This is a genomic window from Campylobacter rectus, assembly GCF_004803795.1.
Lineage (GTDB): Bacteria > Campylobacterota > Campylobacteria > Campylobacterales > Campylobacteraceae > Campylobacter_A > Campylobacter_A rectus.
In genome coordinates this window covers 1,859,337-1,874,116 of record NZ_CP012543.1, presented here as the reverse complement: position 1 = coordinate 1,874,116, position 14,780 = coordinate 1,859,337, and the positions used below count along the sequence as shown (strand labels likewise).

General features: G+C 47.2%; 16 protein-coding genes and 1 pseudogene. 15 read left to right on the top strand and 2 right to left on the bottom strand.

Annotation, left to right across the window (positions count from 1 at the left end; translation table 11 throughout):
- The first annotated feature begins 500 nt into the window (after positions 1 to 500).
- The 15 genes and pseudogenes from rpsB to CRECT_RS12985 all read left to right on the top strand — a co-directional run bounded on the left by rpsB (position 501) and on the right by CRECT_RS12985 (position 13,405).
- Positions 501 to 1,301 carry a 30S ribosomal protein S2 gene (gene rpsB, locus CRECT_RS09045; RefSeq protein WP_004318396.1) on the top strand — a complete coding sequence of 267 codons (801 nt, stop codon included), beginning with the start codon at positions 501 to 503 and terminating at the stop codon, positions 1,299 to 1,301.
- Positions 1,301 to 2,365, top strand: a complete 1,065-nt coding sequence (gene tsf / locus CRECT_RS09040) for a translation elongation factor Ts (protein ID WP_004318642.1) — start codon at positions 1,301 to 1,303, stop codon at positions 2,363 to 2,365. Before rpsB ends, tsf begins: the two co-directional genes overlap by 1 nt.
- Positions 2,366 to 2,370: 5 nt before the next feature.
- Positions 2,371 to 3,027 carry an ABC transporter ATP-binding protein gene (locus CRECT_RS09035; protein WP_004318291.1) on the top strand — a complete coding sequence of 219 codons (657 nt, stop codon included), beginning with the start codon at positions 2,371 to 2,373 and terminating at the stop codon, positions 3,025 to 3,027.
- A 481-nt stretch (positions 3,028 to 3,508) separates the two neighbouring features.
- Entirely contained in the window at positions 3,509 to 4,021 is a 513-nt protein-coding gene (locus CRECT_RS09030) for a tetratricopeptide repeat protein (RefSeq protein ID WP_171992717.1), read from the top strand.
- A 333-nt stretch (positions 4,022 to 4,354) separates the two neighbouring features.
- Entirely contained in the window at positions 4,355 to 5,116 is a 762-nt protein-coding gene (gene fliR, locus CRECT_RS09025; protein ID WP_004318543.1) for a flagellar biosynthetic protein FliR, read from the top strand.
- 67 nt (positions 5,117 to 5,183) lie between these two features.
- A complete protein-coding gene (locus CRECT_RS09020; protein WP_004318360.1) occupies positions 5,184 to 6,785 on the top strand; it encodes a putative sodium/potassium/calcium exchanger in 1,602 nt (533 codons plus the stop codon).
- Positions 6,786 to 7,394 (top strand): guanylate kinase, encoded by a 609-nt coding sequence (gene gmk, locus CRECT_RS09015; RefSeq protein ID WP_004318270.1) that lies wholly within the window; start codon positions 6,786 to 6,788, stop codon positions 7,392 to 7,394. It begins immediately after the preceding gene.
- A 40-nt stretch (positions 7,395 to 7,434) separates the two neighbouring features.
- On the top strand, positions 7,435 to 7,659 hold the full coding sequence (locus CRECT_RS09010) for a twin-arginine translocase TatA/TatE family subunit (RefSeq protein WP_004318537.1): 225 nt from the start codon (positions 7,435 to 7,437) through the stop codon (positions 7,657 to 7,659).
- Between the two features lie 9 nt (positions 7,660 to 7,668).
- A complete protein-coding gene (gene argS, locus CRECT_RS09005) occupies positions 7,669 to 9,255 on the top strand; it encodes an arginine--tRNA ligase (RefSeq protein ID WP_004318276.1) in 1,587 nt (528 codons plus the stop codon).
- 64 nt (positions 9,256 to 9,319) lie between these two features.
- Positions 9,320 to 9,667, top strand: coding sequence for a VanZ family protein (locus tag CRECT_RS09000; RefSeq protein ID WP_039887870.1), 348 nt, complete (start codon positions 9,320 to 9,322; stop codon positions 9,665 to 9,667).
- A gap of 272 nt (positions 9,668 to 9,939) precedes the next feature.
- Positions 9,940 to 10,806 (top strand): annotated as a pseudogene (gene ypfJ / locus CRECT_RS08995) (KPN_02809 family neutral zinc metallopeptidase).
- A 215-nt stretch (positions 10,807 to 11,021) separates the two neighbouring features.
- Positions 11,022 to 11,366: a hypothetical protein gene (locus CRECT_RS12765; RefSeq protein WP_039887837.1), complete on the top strand. Its 345-nt coding sequence runs from the start codon at positions 11,022 to 11,024 to the stop codon at positions 11,364 to 11,366.
- A 59-nt stretch (positions 11,367 to 11,425) separates the two neighbouring features.
- Positions 11,426 to 11,956 carry an aldo/keto reductase gene (locus CRECT_RS12760; protein WP_039887838.1) on the top strand — a complete coding sequence of 177 codons (531 nt, stop codon included), beginning with the start codon at positions 11,426 to 11,428 and terminating at the stop codon, positions 11,954 to 11,956.
- A 119-nt stretch (positions 11,957 to 12,075) separates the two neighbouring features.
- The gene (locus tag CRECT_RS08985) at positions 12,076 to 13,302 is read left to right on the top strand and encodes a hypothetical protein (RefSeq protein ID WP_227932272.1); all 1,227 of its coding nucleotides are present in this window, start codon (positions 12,076 to 12,078) and stop codon (positions 13,300 to 13,302) included.
- Positions 13,274 to 13,405: a hypothetical protein gene (locus CRECT_RS12985; RefSeq protein WP_004318418.1), complete on the top strand. Its 132-nt coding sequence runs from the start codon at positions 13,274 to 13,276 to the stop codon at positions 13,403 to 13,405. Before CRECT_RS08985 ends, CRECT_RS12985 begins: the two co-directional genes overlap by 29 nt.
- Positions 13,406 to 13,885: 480 nt before the next feature.
- On the opposite strand, the gene rsfS is transcribed toward CRECT_RS12985, so the two are convergent.
- Both rsfS and nadD read right to left on the bottom strand, forming a co-directional pair.
- Positions 13,886 to 14,212, bottom strand: coding sequence for a ribosome silencing factor (rsfS, locus tag CRECT_RS08980; protein ID WP_004318479.1), 327 nt, complete (start codon positions 14,210 to 14,212; stop codon positions 13,886 to 13,888).
- Entirely contained in the window at positions 14,176 to 14,748 is a 573-nt protein-coding gene (nadD, locus tag CRECT_RS08975) for a nicotinate (nicotinamide) nucleotide adenylyltransferase (RefSeq protein ID WP_004318254.1), read from the bottom strand. The genes rsfS and nadD overlap by 37 nt, the downstream gene beginning before the upstream one ends.
- Positions 14,749 to 14,780 lie beyond the last annotated feature (32 nt).

The window sequence follows — 14,780 nt, the reverse complement described above, 5'->3', positions numbered from 1 at the left end:
GCTTTGATCGGCGGGCAAATTTGACGAGCCGGGCTTGGTTGCCGGATGCGATGCGGGCATTTTAGCGAACGAGTTTAAATTTGCGGCAGCTTACGGCTCGGTCGAAATTTATTTTACAGTGCGACGGTTTAAATTCGAGCGATTAATTTTGCGAGTCGGCTTGAGCGAGTTTGCTGAATTTAATCGGCTATAAGTATGACCTTTGACTTGTTTGCGCTACGGCATTTTTGCAAGTTTGTTTGACGCGCTCATTTTTGTTAAATTCGACGAATAATCTTGCTCTCGACCTTTGTGGTCATCTTGTCTTTGCGGCGCAAAATTTAACCGTGCAGAAGTTTGGATTATATTAAATTTAGCTTTAATTCAGTTATTTTTAAATATAATCCAAGCTTCAATTCACACACACCAGTCCTAAAATTTGGTTGCGTTTGTTAAAAGCAAATGTTAATGGGTGTGGAGGAGAAACCTAAATTTCGGGGCAACCCACAAGGAGAAAACTCATGGTAACAATGAGAGATTTGCTAGAGTGCGGCGTTCATTTCGGACACCAAACGCGCAGATGGAATCCGAAGATGAAAAAATTCATTTTCGGCGAGAGAAAAGGTATCTATATCATAGATCTACAAAAAACTATCCGCTACTTCCGCTACACTTATAATGTCGTTCGCGACGCGGCTGCAGAGGGTAAAACCATACTTTTCGTAGGCACCAAAAAACAAGCCGGCGCAACTCTAAAAGAGTATGCTGAAAAATGCGGCATGCCGTATGTAAATCACCGCTGGCTAGGCGGCATGATGACAAACTTCGGCACTATCCGCCAATCTATCCGCAAGCTCGAAGTAATCGAGGCTATGGAGGAGGACGGCTCTATAAATTTACTAACTAAAAAAGAAGCGCTAATGCTTCGCCGCAAAAAAGAGAAGCTTTTAGCGTCTCTAGGCGGTATCAGAAACCTAAAAACCGTACCTGATATGATTTTCGTCATCGACACCGTAAAAGAAAAAATCGCCGTTGCCGAGGCTAACCGCCTAAAAATCCCTGTCGTAGCTCCGATCGATACAAACTGCGATCCTGACGTCGTAGATTTTCCGATCCCCGGCAACGACGACGCGATCCGCTCGGTTCAGCTTTTCTGCCAAGAGATGGCCGAGGCTATCATCGAGGGACGCTCTCAGCTTGAAAAAGACGGCGGCGAGCTAGAAGAAGGCAAAGAAGCCGTAAGCCAAGCCGAAAAAGACGCAGTCGTAAATGAGGCTGCGAGCGAAGACTTCTCTGAAGACTTCAGCGAGGACGAAGAGTAATGGAAATCAGCGCACAAATGGTAAAAGAGCTCCGCGAATCAACCGGAGCCGGAATGATGGACTGCAAAAAGGCGCTAACCGAGGCTAACGGCGATATGGAAAAAGCCGTCGATATCCTGCGCGAAAAGGGTCTAGGTCAAGCCGCTAAAAAAGCTGACCGCCTAGCTAGCGAGGGTCTTGTGAGCGTTGTTGTTTGCGATCACTGCAAGACCGCGACCATCAGCGAGATAAACTCTGAGACCGACTTCGTCGCTAAAAACGCTCAGTTTCAAAATTTGACCAAAGACACTACGGCGCACATCCAGATAAATTTGATAAAAGACGTCGAGAGCCTAAACTCAAGCGTTATTAACGGCGTTAAATTTGAGGATTATTTCAAAAGCCAGATCGCTACTATCGGCGAAAATTTGGTCGTTCGCCGCTTTGAGACTATAAAAGCGGACGATAAAGGCGTAGTAAATGGCTACGTGCACTCAAACGGCCGCGTAGGCGTGCTAATCGGTCTAGCTTGCGAAAGCGCAGAAATCGCAAGCAAAGCGGCTGAATTTGCAAGAAATTTATGCATGCACGCAGCTGCTATGAAGCCAAGCGTAATAAGCTATAAAGACCTTGACAAAGAGTTTGTGGAGAAGGAATTTATCGCGCTTCGCGCCGAGCTTGAAAAAGATAACGAAGAGCTAAAACGCCTAGGCAAGCCGCTTCACCACATCCCTGAGTATGCCAGCCGCTGCCAAATAGGCGATGCCGAGCTTGCAAAAGCTACGAAAGCTATCGAAGAAGAGCTAAAAGCCGAGGGCAAACCTGAGAAAATTTGGGATAAGATCATCCCCGGCAAGATCGAGAGATTTTACGCCGACAACACGGTGCTTGATCAGCGCCTTACGCTACTTGGACAGTTTTACGTAATGGACGATAAAAAAACTATCGAGCAAGTCGTTGAAGAAAAAGGCAAAGAGCTAGGCGGCAAGATCGAGGTAGTAAAATACGTTCGCTTCGAGCTTGGCGAAGGCTTAGAAAAGAAAAACGAGGACTTTGCGGCCGAGGTTGCGGCGCAAATAGGCTAAATTTAATGCAAATCTTAAAGGGCGTAAATCTAGGCTTTGCGTATGATTATGCGCTCTTTGAGGATGTAAATTTAAGCGTCAATGCCGGCGGCAGCTGCGCCATAACGGGCGTTAGCGGCTGCGGCAAATCAACCATACTCCACATACTCTCCACTCTTTTGCGACCCAAAAACGGCGAAGTTATCTACGGCGGCAAGTCGCTTTACGAACTACCTGCAAACGAGCTTTTGCGTATCCGCAGATTTGATTTCGGTATCATTTTTCAGGCGCACTATCTTTTTAAAGGCTTTAGCGCGCACGAAAACATCGAGCTGGCCTCAGTTTTATCCGCGCAAAAAATTGACGATGCAATTTTGTCAAATTTAAAGATAGACGGCGTGCTAAATCAAAAAGTAGGCGAGCTAAGCGGCGGGCAGCAGCAGCGCGTCTCGATCGCTAGGGTGCTTTGTAAAAAGCCGCGCGTGATATTTGCCGACGAACCGACGGGAAATCTGGACAAACAGACCGCAAATGAAGTGATGCAAACGCTGTTTAACTATATCAAAGCAAACGATGCGGCGCTTGTTTTGGTCACTCACGACAACGAGCTTGCGCAAAGATGCGACGAGGTTTACCGCCTCGAAGATAAAAAACTATCTTTGGTTTCTGGTGAATTTATTTAAATTTTTATTTTTCCGCTAGCGATGGTTTGGATTCATACTTCATCAAATTTGAGCCCGCAAATTTAAACCGATTCAAGGCAAATTTACCTAAATTTATCTTGCGACGCTCCGTTTTGAACCACGAATTCTAATTTCTTACTCTTTATAAATTTTGCCGTAAAACAACTAAAAATTTAAATTGTTTCTTTTTGAGTTTTCTTTTTTTGTAAAATTTTAAAACTAAGCCGCGTCTACCTTTTGTATTTTTCGTCTCAAAATTTCAATCAAAAATCTAATTAAGAAAACATAATTACTTTTTTAAATAAAACTTGGCCGATTAAATAATTCTTAAAAAAAAAAAAGGGGGGGGGGTAGAATACATAAAATTTATTTTAAGGAAAATATTATGAAAAAGACGGTTTTTGGTTTAGCGTTGCTTTGTGCTTTTGCGTCGGCAAATGGGATGTTGGCGGAATTAGAAAAGAATTGTAAGGCCGGAGATATGTTAAGTTGCGATGAACTTGGCGGTGCTTACGACGTTTATCATTCGTTTTATCAAACGAACAGGGATTATAAAAAAGCATTTAAATTTTATGAAAAAGCTTGCAAGGGCAAAGTTTATAACTCCTGCTATCAGATCGCGGTTTTGTATCAATTCGGCCAAGGTGTAGAGAAAAATTTAAAAAAATCGATCGACTATCACAAGATAGCCTGCGACGACGGGCGGCTAGTAGGTAGCTGCCAAATCGTAGGCAAGATGTATACTGGCGGTATCGGCGTGGAGCAAGACGTCGCTCGGGGCGAAGCTTATATGAAAAAGTCTTGCGATATAGGTAGCTGGATGGCATGCGGAGTTTTTGGAGGGTATTACGAGGATGCTGGCAAAAGTAAACAGGCGGCGCGATACTATCAAAGGGCATGCGATATGGGCGTAGCCGACCCCGATGTCCAAAATAACGTGGCCAATAAAAACATTTGGCGAGGATATTGCGATAAAGTCGATATTTTAAAATAAAAATTTTGATTTGTCATTTTAAAATTTATCCCGAATAAAATCAAATTTATAAATTCGTCGGCAAATGATAGATCGAAAAATAAACAAAAGCCGGGGGTATCGTAACGCCATAAAAGAAAAAATGAAATTTAATGGCCATTTATTCTTGCGATCCATCAAATAAAAAATGCTTAAATAGGCTATGAAAAATCGGCGAATTTATAAAAAGATACCTAAAAACACCTTTTAAACGGCCAAATTTGGCGCATATCAAAACTCGCCCCTAAAATTTACCGAATTTTTAAGGATTTAACCCTAAAATAACGGCATTTAAATTTAAAACGAAAGAGTCAGGTGGAGCTAGTAGAGTTTTTCGCGCCCGAGCGCGTCATCACCTTTATGCTGCTGTTTGCGCGTATCGGCGGGCTGATGCTGTTTTTCCCGTTTTACGCTCACGAGCAGATCCCTATGAGCGTCAAGACCGCGTTTTCGTTTTTGCTCACGCTATTTTTGTTCCCGCTTGCTAGCATTAAAAGCGGCGAGGTCTATTATCTAGCCGTCGAGATCGTGAGCGAGGCGGCGCTGGGAGTTTGCGCCGGACTGCTGCTTCATATCGTTTTTGCCAGTTTGCAGTTAGCGGGCGAGCAGATCTCGATGATTATGGGCTTTTCGATGGCTTCGGTGCTTGATCCGCAGACCGGCCTTAGCTCGCCAGTGATCTCAAATATCATAAATTTCCTCGCGCTTATGACCTTTTTGGCCTTCGACGGGCATCATTTGATCCTGCTTTTTATCTCAAATTCTCTCACGCACGTCCCGCTGGGCGGCTTTTACCCGAGCCCTGATATCGTGCAGTACGCCTCAAAGTCTATGATAAATTTATTTACTTTCGGGTTTATCATTTCCTTCCCGATTTTGGCGCTTTCGCTGCTTTCTGATTTGATTTTCGGCATGCTGATGAAGACGATGCCGCAGTTTAACCTGCTGGTCGTGGGTTACCCGATCAAGATCACGATCGGCTTTGCCGTATTGATCGCGATACTGGCGGGTATGATGGAGCTTTTTAAACAGCTCGCTCTTCGCGTTATCAACGACCTTCCGTCGCTATTTTTCTAAAACTAAGCTTGAAGTAATGGAAAATATTTTAAAATACGTTTTTTAGGTTTAAAAAAGGAGGCCTTTCGTGAAAATCGTTCTTTTAAACGCCAATCCCGCCGTATCGCGCTTGGCGACGCTGGCTCTTAACAAAATGGGTTACGAATACGTCGAGATCGGCGATGTTAGCGAGCTTGAGGGCGTTTTTGAGGTGCTTATCATCGACAGCGATATCGATGTAAAAGAGACGAACCTAAAAGAATTCGCAAATAAAATTTTATACCTTTCTTCTAAACATTCCCCGACTTTCGAGAACGCGGACAGAATACTGCCAAAGCCGTTTTTGCCGACGGAATTTATCACTATCGTGGAGTATCTGGCCGGCAAAGTTAGGGACGCCGAGGACTCGGGCAAGGTATCGGTGAGCGGATTTGAGTTTATGAGCGATCCGGTCGAGGACATCTTAAAAGAGGAGATGATGAAGACGGAGACGGACGAGTTTGCGCTAGATAATGAATTGGGCGAATTTTTACAAGATAGCGCTCCACAGAGCAAAGAAAGCGCTTTTGACGAGCTAAACGAGATCGTCAAAGCAATAGACGATATGGATGAATCAAGCGAAAGCCTGCAAGAAGACGATTTAAATTTGGATGATCTTATCGACGAAGTGGTTAAATTTGACGAACCGGATGAGTTTGAAATCGATGCAAAAGAGGAAAAATTTGACAATATAGAGGGTATTTTAGATGCCGAGGATGCTGGTGATACGGCCGAGAAATTTGACGCGGCGGACGAGCTTGAGGACGTCAAATTTGAAACGATAGACGAGCCTGAAGATGCCGAGGATAAATTTGAGCTGGACTTTGACGGCAGCATCGAGGATATCAAGCATCAAATCGATGAAATAGACGGCATGGATGAGGAGATCAAGGATGAGCCTGCAAATTTTGACGCAGCGCGGGATGCTAAAGACGCCGAGGACGACGATGATCCGGCCGAGAAATTTGACGCGGCGGACGAGCTTGGAGACGTCAAATCTGAAACGCAGGACGAAGCGGAGCCTGATACGATGGGATTTACCGTAGAGGAGAGCGAAGACGAACCGGAGGCCGTGCAAAATTTCACCCGAACGCAAGATAACGATAAATTTTTGATAGAGGAAACGGACGAGCAAGAGGATATTTTTGCGGACGAGGAGATGAAATTTGAGCCGGAAGAACGAGACGCGCAAGCTGAAGATGACGCTTTGAGCGAATTTGACATCGCACTTGAAGCCATAAAAGACGAGCCTGCGGACGATGAAAATTTGACGCAAGATATTTTTGACGAGGAGAGCGCGGAAGATATTTTTGCCGACTTTGAGCAAGAAGAGCAAGAAATCAGCGAGCCTGAAGCCGCTCAAAACGAGCCCGAAACAGCGCATAAGCCTCATCCGAGCGAGTACGGCGACATCGAGCAAATCAGCGAAAAAGATATGGCATTAGCGCTTAACGAAAGCGGATTTGAGGGCGGCGAGGCGGCGAATTTGAGCTCGCAAAAAGCTCAAACGACGTCAAAGATAAACGAGCTAAAGGCTCAAATTTCAGACGCCGTAGCAAAAAATCTGGAAAATTCGCTGCAAGACGGCGAGCTGCGAGAAGCTCTAAAAAATCTCAACATAAAAATCAATATAAGCTTTGAGGAAAAGTAGTTGAAGGGGCAAATTTTAATCGTCTCCGGCCCCAGCGGCAGCGGCAAAAGTACGCTTTTAGGCCGTCTTTTAAAAGAGGAAAACGATCTTTATTTTTCTATCTCAAGCACTACAAGAGCGCCGAGGCAGGGCGAGACCGAGGGCGTGAATTATTATTTTATAAACAAAGACGAGTTTAAAAAAGGCATAGACGCGGGCGAGTTTTTGGAGTGGGCGTTCGTGCACGGCAACTACTACGGCACCTCGCTAAAGCCCGTTTTAAAGGCGCTTGAAGAGGGCAAAATAGCTATTTTTGATATCGACGTGCAGGGCTTTAATATCGCAAAATCAAAATTTGCCGAAAATATCACCTCCGTTTTTATCACGACGGCTAGCAAAAACGAGCTAAAATCAAGACTGCAAAATCGCGGCACCGATAGCGCGCAAACTATCGAAAAGCGGCTGATAAACGCAGTCGGCGAGATGGAGCATATCTTAGAGTACGATTATTTTTTGATAAACGACGACCTGCAAAACTGCTATGAAAATTTGCGCGGGATTTTGCACTCGATGCGCCTAAAAACGTCAAATTTAGACGCAAAAGAGATTATTAACAAATGGAATAATTGATAAAATTATGCTAATATAACGAAAATCAAAAGGAGAAAAAATGGGTCCAAGCGTCCAACAATTGCTTATTATTTTACTTATCGTGGTCTTGCTTTTCGGAGCGAAAAAGATCCCCGAGCTCGCAAAAGGCTTAGGCAAGGGTATAAAGAGCTTCAAATCGGAAATGGAGGACGATAAAAAAGCCGAGAACGTAGAAAAAGTAGAAGAGAAAAAAGAAGAAACCGCAACCGTCGCAAAAACCGAAGATACGGCTAAAAACGCGTAAGGAAAGGCGTTGAAAAAAAGCGTAATAAACGAGATAAAAGGCGCCGTAGGCTTTGACTTTGCGCTGGAAAAGCCAAAAGATAAGGGCTTGGCGCACTACGCGATGCCTACTTTTAGCCTAGCAAAACAGCTCAAAAAATCCCCCGTAGCTATAGCTGCCGAGCTAGCGTCTAAATTTGAAAATAGCGAAGTTTTCGAGGCTGCGGCGCTAAACGGATATATAAATTTCAAACTAAAGCCTGCATTTTTGGATAAATTTGCCTCCGCTAGCCTTGCAAATCCGAGCGAGTTTGCAAAAGGCGGCGGAACTAGCGGCGAGAAAATTTTGCTCGAGTACGTCAGCGCAAACCCGACCGGCCCACTTCACATCGGGCACGTTAGAGGCGCGGTTTTCGGCGATACGCTGGCTCGCGTCGGGCTTCACATCGGCGAAAATATCGCAACCGAATACTACATCAACGACGCAGGCAATCAAATCGAGCTTCTAGGCACGTCTATATCGCTTTGGGCGCGTGAAAATTTATTCGGCGAGAGCGTGGCGTATCCGGAGAAATTTTACCGCGGCGACTACATCGAGCCTATCGCAAAAGAAGCGCTAGAGAAATTCGGCAAAGAGATATTTTACGACGAGAGTCGAAATCTCGAGCTAGCCGAGTTTGGCAAGGATAGGGTGCTGGTTTTAATCAAGCAAAATTTAGCCGACGCGCAAATTTTCATCGAAAACTGGGCTAGCGAAAAGAGCTACTACGATAAACTCTCTCTCACGCTAGATCGCCTAAAAAACGAGAACGGCATATACGAGAGCGAGGGTAAAATCTGGCTAAAATCAAGCGAAGTGGGCGACGAAAAAGACCGCGTCATCGTGCGCGAGGACGGTCGCGGTACGTATCTAGCCGGTGACGTGGTCTATCACGACGATAAATTTAGGCGCGGATTTGATCGCTGCATCAACATCTGGGGCGCCGATCACCACGGCTATATCGCGCGTATGAAGGCCGCCCTGCATCTGCTTGGATACGATGAAAATCGCCTCGAGATCATACTTTCGCAGATGGTGAGCCTGCTAAAAGACGGCGAAGCCTACAAGATGAGCAAGCGCGCGGGCAACGTCGTGCTGATGAGCGACGTGGTCGAGGAGATCGGCTGCGAGGCGCTTAGATTTATGTTTCTTAGCAAGCGCTGCGACACGCACCTGGAGTTTGACGTGGACGAGCTAAAGCGCGAGGACAGCTCAAACCCGATATTTTATATCAACTACGCGCACGCAAGGATCAATCAAATTTTCGCAAAAGCGGGCAAAAACGTCGCCGATATAGTGGGCGTGAAGTTTGCAAATTTGAGCGAGGAGGGCAAAAATTTATTATTTGAGGCGCTTACGCTAAATGATATTTTAGTCGATAGTTTCAACACGCGCTCGATGAATAAAATTTGCGACTACCTAAAGAGCCTGGCGGCGAATTTTCATAAATTTTACAACGAAAATCGCGTCGTAGGCAGCGAAAACGAAGACGAGCTTTTAAAGCTTTTCGCCGTCGTCGCGCTCTCGATAAAAACGGCTCTAGGGCTAATGGGTGTCGCCGCAAAAGACAAGATGTAAGAGTCGGTTTTAGTAAATTTAGAAGCGTCAGGTGGCGCTTCTTGTTAAAAACCCCTTAAAATCTATGAAACTTTCTAAAATTTCCGCCGCATTTTTCTTTATATTTTTGATAGCGATAGAGTATCTCGCCCTCACGCCCGCGCAGATAAAACTCATCGAAAACAGCTGGGATAAGGCAAATCATTTCTTCGCTTTTTCGGTGCTTTACGTTACTTTGAATTTTGGCTTTTCTAGGTTAAATTTGGGCGCAAAGGTCGCTATTTTGCTAGCTTACGGCATCCAGATAGAAGTAGCGCAGTCGTTTGTGCCAAACCGCTATTTCAGCCTGCTAGATATCGTCGCAGACGGCATTGGTATAGTTTTTGGTATCTTGCTGGTGAAAATTTTGGACGGATTTAAGGCGAGATTTTAAATTTAAGACTTCAAATTTGACGGTTGGATGGCGTGAGCTCCTCTTACGCTGCACCGTTTTATTCCGCTTAAACTAAAAATTTAGCATTAAATTTATAGCGGTATTTCGCAGGCTCAAATTTACGGACGTCAAATTTAAACTAGCCCGCGGAGTAAAGCGATAAATTTATAAATAGTCGCTAAAATGCGCCCTAAAATTTAACGGTAAGCGGCAAGAAAAGAGCGCAAACCGCAGCTAAATTTAAACGCAAAATCCAAAATAAAAGAGTAAAAATAAAATGGCAAGATAGCAGACGAAGCGACAACGTCGAGGATAGACGGCAAAACAGCGTAAACAGCATAGGCTCGCTGGGTGCGCTCTACCAATTATCAGATTTTTGCCGGGCTCAAACATCGGCCGCGTGGTTTTGGTTGTCAGCGCAGTGGTGTATTTTATGGGCTTTAATCCCCTCGCGCTGCGTGAGGGCGGCGGTGCCGGCGGTCAAAGAGCGGCATTAGATAGCCCGCAGGAGAAAGAAAAAGTCGCCTTTGTTTCAGCTGTGCCGGCGCAGACCGAGGACGCGTGGAGCAGAGTGTTTAAGGCAGGCGGCGCGCAGTATAAGGACCCTAGTTTGGTGCTTTTTAGAGACGCAGTCTCTAGCGCGTGCGGCATGGCGAGCTCGCAGATGGGGCCTTTTTACTGCCCCGCGGACAAAAAAGTCTATCTCGACCTTAGCTTTTTTGGCGAGCTAGAGGCCGAATACAAGGCCGCGGGCGACTTCGCGCAGGCCTACGTGATCGCCCACGAGGTCGGACATCACGTGCAAAATTTACTAGGCACGCTCGGTAAAATAAACGAGCTAAAATCGCGCACGAAAAGCCCTGTAGAACAAAACGCATTGCAAGTAAGGTCGAGCTGCAAGCTGATGCTATGCGGGCGTCTGGGCGCACTACATGGGGCGCTACAAGGTGCTAGAAGACGGCGACATCGAGGAGGCGCTAAATGCCGCGAGCGCGATAGGCGACGACGCGCTGCAGAAAAAATACCAAGGCCGCGTGATGCCAGACTCGTTCGCGCACGGCTTGTCAAAGCAGCGTATGGCGTGGTTTAAAAAGGGGTTTGAAGGCGGGCAGCCAAGCTCGTGCGCGTTTGAGATCTAAATTTGACTTTCTAGCTCTTTGGGTTGCGTTTGGCGAGCGCGAAATTTCTACTAGGGCGCATTTGGATAAATTTAAATGCGGCTTTTCAGGCGTCGTTTGACGCAACTCAAATTTAAATTTCCGTGATTTTAAATAAATTTGACGCGGCACGGTTTGTTCGGCACGCGGCTTGTAAATTTGGCGCAGCAACCGATAAATCAAAAAACGGAGCGAACATGAAAAGAAGAGAGTTTATAAAAGACGCTGCGACCTGCGCGGCTGGGCTTGCTGCGGGAGTAAATTTATTTGCCGAGCGCACTAGCGAGACTAGTGCGGCAAATTTGGCGGACGGCGTAGATCTAAGCGGTGCAAAAAACCTCGGCGAGAAGCTTGCCGCCATGACGCCCTATCTCACGCTAAGTAATAGAATTTTAATGCCGATCATCGGGCTTAGCGCAGATAAATTTGACGGTTCAAAAGATAAAAATGCGCTCGAGGCGGCCCTTGGGCTGGGCTACCGCCTGATCGATACGGACGGAGGCGAGGAGGCGCGGCTACTGCATTTGCGGCTAGCGGCTTAGAGCGCGGGCAGCTATTTATCCAAAGCTCGGTAAGCGCTCAAAACGCGGACGAAAACGATATGATAAAAAGCCTTGAGCGTTCGCTAAAAAAACTAAATACCGACTACGTCGATCTACTTTTGCTGCGCGTAGGGGCGGGCGATGCTGGCTCTGCGTGGCGCGTTTTGCAGAGGCTTTACCGCGAGGGACTTGCGGCTGCGATCGGCATTTGCGACCATCTAGGGGAATTCGGGGTCGAAAATTTAGCCAAAATCGCGCAAGGTAGCGAAGTTAAGCCTGCTGTTTATCAGGCGCCTGCGCGCTCCTATCTGCGGCATTTTGCTATGCGCGGCAAGCTTACCGACCATAGCGTGCAATTACAGCTGCGATATGAGCCGGGCGAAGAGCTAAAAGAGCCCGCGCTCGCGCAAATTGGCGAAAAATACGGCAAAACGAGGATGCAAATTATCTTGCGCTGGCTTGTGCAGCACGGAGCCTGCGTGATAGTAAGCGCCGGTAGCAAAGAGCGTTTGCTTGAAAATATCGATATTTTCGGCTTTGAGCTAGCACGCGAGGATGCCGCGCGGGTAGAAAAGCTCTGGCGGAGTTAGCACGCGAGGCGAGGCGGATCGCCGCGCTATAAATTTGCTAGTTTGATGGACGTTAAATTTGGCTATAAAACCTCGCAAATCGTACCTAAAAAGCGAGATAACAAACCTAAGGAAAATCAATGAAAAACTTGGACTACGAGACGCTTAAGGCGGAGTGGCAAAAAGAGTGGAATGAAAAGGGCGAGAAATACGCCAAGGCCGTAAACGATATGGTGGCCTTTGCCGAGGTGCACGGCTGGGACGCCTACAAGGGCGAGGATGCGGTCGATGAGCGTGAGGGTATGATGCAACTTTGCGAGGCGGTTTTTGAGCTGCTAAAGGATGCCAACGAGCGCGGCGAGACGGCGAAATTTAGAGCCGATTTTCCGCCGTCAAACATTATCTTTGAGGGGTGCGAGGATGAAGCCGGCAATGCTGGCGAAAAGGATAAAGTAAGAGACAAGCTGGGGGATGTCGATCAAATTTGTTCTTTGTGGGGCGAGAACGTCCTTTTTATCGCTTCAAACGACGACGGCAAGACGTTGTATCTGCTGGAGGGCGACCGCGTGAGCGAGGTGGCAAAGGGCGTCATCGCCGTGGGCAAGTCCAAGCGAAACGAAATTTACGCCCTGCTAAATCAAGACGAGGTATGGCTGATCAGGGGCTACGACGGCAAGAGCGGCGGCGAGCTGGTGGCGAGATTTAGCCACGAGCTGGAGATCATCTACGACGAGGCTGGAATTTTACCCTTTAACGACGGTAGCAAGGTGCTTTTGGTCGCCCACGACGGAATTTTTTTGATCTCGCAAAGCGGTGCGAAGCTTATCCATCCGATCTACGAGGATGAGGGCGATGACGACGACGAACTTGAGATAGATATGGCAAACGCGACGCTCTCAAATGACAACGAGCTAATCGTCGCGGGCGAGCAAGATAGCGATCACGTCCTGATGGATAGCGAGGGCGAGCGGCTGGGAGGCATCGGCGCGCAGAGCTCGTATCCGCACTTTTGCCTCTTTAGCGCGGACGATACGCAGCTCATCACAAACTCCTGCCACTTCTACAACGGCGTTACGATCGGCGTGGATAGGGCGCTGCTAAAGCGCGGGCTGGAGGTCGAGGCTTATTCGTATGACGAAGAGGGCGAGAAAAATTTCACGCTGATCGACGATGCGATGAGAGTTTACGCGGGCGTAGCGGCGCGGGACTTTTACATCCTCGGCGACGCATACGGTTACATCAAAGCAGTCGGCAAGGACGGGCGTAAAATTTGGCGCCACTATTTGGGCGGCACGATAAAGTCTATGGCGTTAAGCGAGGACGGGGGGCGTGCTATTTGTGGGTACATACGGCGGCAGGCTGCATAAGCTACGCCTCGGCGCGGGCCAAGACAGCCACACGATCGGCAACGGTAACCACAAAGAGGAGTTTAGACTGATTGCATTTGAAGATAAAATTTATCGGTGGTAGCCGCGGCGCGTTGTTTTAGCGGTGCTTTGTCGTGCCGTCGCTTATGGATTTGCCGTTTGCTAGTTTTTGCGCTTATTTTTGCATTTTTTGATTAGCTAGCGTTTTAGCACGCCGAAAAAGCGCTTGGCTTTTGCGTATCGAAAAATAAAAACTCCAAATTTGCCCGCTTGAAAGCAGTAAAAGCTACGCGATGTTATAGTGCTTTTAAAAATCATCAGAATCAAATTTGGCGTAAATTTGCCGCCCGTTAAAGCCCGCCTAAGCAAGAGTCTATGTAAAAATAGATCCATAAAACCGGTCAAATTTAAATAAGGGTAGAAGTCTATATGTCGGCTTTTGGCTCAATAATCAAGCGCGTCGCCTTGCGAGATCAAGCAAATTTTTACCGTTTATAGCGGCCGCGACTTCGGTCAAATTTCGCCGTCTGTTTCGCGCTTTGGGCCAAATTTGACGCTATCCGTGCGGCAAGCTAAATTTGGCTTAGGCTTTCGCCTCTTTTAGCTTGCTTAAAAACTCTTCGATGTTGTATTTGGCGCGGTACTGCGCGCTCATAAGGTGGATGAGGATGTCGCCCAGATCGATCACGACCCAGTCGCCGGAGCTTTCTATGCCCAGAAATTGCTCGCCAGCGTCCTTTAGCCCCTCTTTTAGGTCGTCCGTTAGCGAGTAGGCGTGGCGTTCGCCCATCGTGGTGGCGATGATGACGCATTTTGCGATGTATTCGCGCCCGCTCATATCGATAGCTTCGATGGCTTCGGCCTTTTTGGCGTCTAGGATTTTGATGATTCGTTCGATTCTTTCTTGCATGTTTTTCCTTGGTAAAATTTCGCCGCCTCGTCCGCTATGCACGGTATCATCAGGCTTTTGTCCAAATTTTGCCTGATTTGCGAGGACGAAACGGGCGCGTTTATGTTTAAAATTTTAAAATTTTCAGGCACGGCCACGTCGTCGCGGCTAGCTACAACGAAGGTCGCGAGCCTAAAGAGCTCATCTATCTCGTGCCATTTATCCAGGCTCGCTAGGTGATCGGCGCCGACGATGAGGTAGATTTCGCACTCGCCGTAAATTTGCCGCATATGTCGCACGCTCTGTATCGTCGGTACGGGGCGATTTTGCGCGATCTCATAGTCGCTCACGCAGACTTTTGCCAGCGCGCCCCAAGCCTCGTTCGCCCACTTTAGCCGAAGTAGCGGCGGGGCGGAAAACTCGCTCTTAAAAGGGCTAATAAAGGTCGGCATGATGATGAGCTTATCCGCATCCAGCCGCTCTAGCGCGGCTTTAATGGCGGCATCGTGCCCGAGGTGAGGCGGGTCGAAACTGCCGCCGAAAAGCGCGATTTTCATAAATTTGCCTTTAAAATTTCGGTGCAGTTTAG